Annotated in this window: 1 protein-coding gene; it reads right to left on the bottom strand. The window is 48.3% G+C overall.

The annotated features are described in order from the left end of the window. Positions 1-612: M20/M25/M40 family metallo-hydrolase (locus R8O11_RS28070; protein ID WP_318194980.1), on the bottom strand; the 612-nt coding region annotated here is incomplete at its 3' end. Between the last annotated feature and the right edge of the window lie 69 nt (positions 613-681).

Here is a 681-nt window from a genome sequence, read left to right as displayed (position 1 = left end):
CATGATCGCACTGATGCCTTCTTCCGGTGCAAGACCTGCATGTGCAGAGCGGCCTTTGATGGTTGCGACGATCTTTTGTTGGCCCGGAGCAGCCGTTACGATAGTTCCAATTGGGCCACCTGTGTCCAGTACGATCGCTTCTGTTGAGGTTACGTGAGACATATCGAAGTATTCAGAACCGAACAGGCCACCTTCTTCATGTACAGTGAACGCCAATTCGAGCGTTTTGTGTTCTAGGTTTTCAGCTTGGATGCAGCGCACTGCTTCCATGATGGCAGCGATGCCAGATTTGTCGTCACCGCCAAGAATGGTATTGCCTTTCGAGCGGATGATACCGTCTTCGATGATCGGCTCGATACCAATGCCCGGCGTTACCGTATCCATGTGACAGCTCATTAGGATTGAGCCTTCTTTTTTTCCTTCTAACCGTGCGTACACGTTGAAGCCATTAGAAATGTGTTCTGGTACAGGAAGTTTGTGAACCGTAAAGCCTAGTTCGCCCAGTTGCTCAGCCAGCGTTTCTGCAATTTGTTTTTCATTCATAGATTCGCTGTCGATGCGAACCAGTTGGCAGAAATGTTCAACTAGACGTTCTTGATTAATTTGTGTCATTTGGGTGTCTCTTTCTTTTGGGGTCGAGGGCGATACCGAGAAACGATGAGAATTCGAAATCAATGGCAC

It is taken from the genome of Vibrio sp. 1288 (genome assembly GCF_033344475.1).
The sequence above is the reverse complement of the archived record's forward strand: the minus strand, read 5'-3'. Positions and strand labels throughout refer to the sequence as shown.